Origin of the sequence: Phocaeicola sp. RTP21359st1_B8_RTP21360_211022 (genome assembly GCF_040911965.1) — a bacterium.
Lineage (GTDB): Bacteria > Bacteroidota > Bacteroidia > Bacteroidales > Bacteroidaceae > Phocaeicola > Phocaeicola vulgatus.
This window is the reverse complement of record NZ_JBDFXP010000108.1, coordinates 1-2132: the sequence shown is the minus strand read 5'-3', so window position 1 is coordinate 2132 and position 2132 is coordinate 1. Positions and strand designations below refer to the sequence as shown.

The window sequence follows — 2132 nt, the reverse complement described above, 5'->3', positions numbered from 1 at the left end:
TGAAATAAAACTCATAAATATAATTGTTGATTACAAACTGTTGATATGACTGACGAACAGAAGAACACCCCTTCGGGTACCGAGCAACGTGAGGAGAACGTTGATCTTTATGCCTTGTTTTTTAAATACTTTGCCTATTGGCCGTGGTTTGTAGCCAGTGTGCTGGTTTGTATTATATCTGCTTTCATCTATCTCCGTTATCAAGCTCCTGTCTATAATGTTGATGCGGCCGTACTCATCAAAGAAGGTGACAAGAAAGGTGGAAGCAGTAATAATCCTATGGGAGCCCTTCAGGATCTGGGTATGTTCTCCATGACTAACAATTTTGACAATGAGGTGGAAATCCTGAAGTCAAGAACCTTGATTAAAAAGGTGGTGAATCATTTGAATTTGTATATTTCAGTGGCCGAGGAACGTATGTTCGGCTATAACACTCCTTTATATAAGTCCACTCCGGTAAAAGTTTATATGACTCCTGAAGAGGCAGACAATCTGGAAGAAGGAGCCAAGCTTCATCTAAAATATACCATGAATGGAAAATTGGATGTAAAAGTGGAATATATGTTTGACGAGGAGAAGCAGGAGACTGAGGTAAGTTTTGACAGTATTCCGGCTGTTTTCCCCACTCCAGTAGGAGTTTTCAGTTTTACAAAGAACGACTCGGTCCCACCTTTGGAAGAAGATATGAATCTGGTGGCATACGTTAATTCTCCTACAGATGTGACGGAAAGTTATGTAGAGAATTTGTCTGTGGAACCCACTTCGAAGACTACCACAATTGCTGCCATCAGCTTGCAGAATACGGTAAAGCAGCGCGGTATCGATTTCATCAATTGTTTGGTTGACTTTTATAATCTGGACGCGAATGACGAGAAGAATGAAGTGGCTCAAAAATCCGCAGAGTTTATAGACGAGCGTATTGGCATTATCAATCGGGAGTTAGGTACTGCTGAAACGGAACTTGCCGATTTCAAGCAACGCTCCGGATTGACCGATTTGACCAGCGATGCCCGTCTGGCTTTGGAAGAGAGTTCGAAATATGAACAGCAACTGACCGAGAATGCCACCCAGTTGAGACTGGTGGAGTCCTTGCGTAACTATGTGAACAATCCGAAGAATGCAAACGAGGTGATTCCCGCCAATGTAGGGTTGCAGGACCAGAATTTGGGTTCTATCATCAACCAATATAACACGATGCTGATCGAACGCAAGCGTTTGCTCCGTACCTCTTCCGAAAACAATCCTGCGGTAATCAATATCAATACGGGCATCGAGTCCATGCGGCACAATGTGCAGACTACCGTGAACAGTGTACTGAGAGGGTTGCAGATAGCGCAGTCCAATCTTGAACGTCAGGCACGGAAGTTTGAAGGCAGGATCAGCAGTGCGCCGCAGCAGGAGAAAGAATTTCTTACTATCTCCCGCCAGCAGGAAATCAAGGCGACCCTTTACATTATGTTGCTTCAGAAGCGTGAAGAAAACGCAATAACCCTGGCATCCACTGCTAATAACGGACGTATCATCAAAGCTGCTCTTCCTAGTAAAAAGCCGGTTTCTCCTAAGAAGAAGATAGTTCTGCTGGCTGCCTTTGTATTGGGTATGGGTATTCCTGTAGGTCTTATTTATTTGAAGGATTTATTAAAATATAAGATAGAGAATGCCGAGGATGTGGAGAAGATAACGGATGTTCCTATTTTGGGTGAGCTTCCTTTAAGTAAGAAGCCCGAAAAAGGTGCCATTGTGGTTCAGGAGAATCAGAATGGTATGATGGAGGAGGCTTTTCGTGGTCTGCGTACCAATATGTTGTTCATGCTTGGTGCCAGTCAGAAAGTGGTGCTTTTTACATCCACACAGCCGGGTGAAGGTAAGTCTTTTATTGCTGGAAATACGGCAGTCAGTCTGGCCTATATGGGTAAGAAAGTTGTTATTGTGGGTTTGGATATCCGCAAGCCGGGGCTGAATAAGGTCTTTAATCTGTCCCATCGCACGGAAGGTATTACCAATTATCTGGCTGACCCCGAGCATACCAATCTTTTTGATATGATACAACATTCGGATGTAAGTCCTAATCTTGATATTCTTCCGGGTGGTCCTATTCCTCCCAATCCTACAGAGTTGATGGCGCGTACGGT

Annotated in this window: 1 protein-coding gene; it reads left to right on the top strand. The window is 43.9% G+C overall.

The annotated features are described in order from the left end of the window. Positions 1-45 precede the first annotated feature (45 nt). Positions 46-2132, top strand: a 2087-nt coding sequence (locus AB5062_RS22560; RefSeq protein WP_368328379.1) for a GumC family protein, incomplete at its 3' end; no start/stop codon positions are given.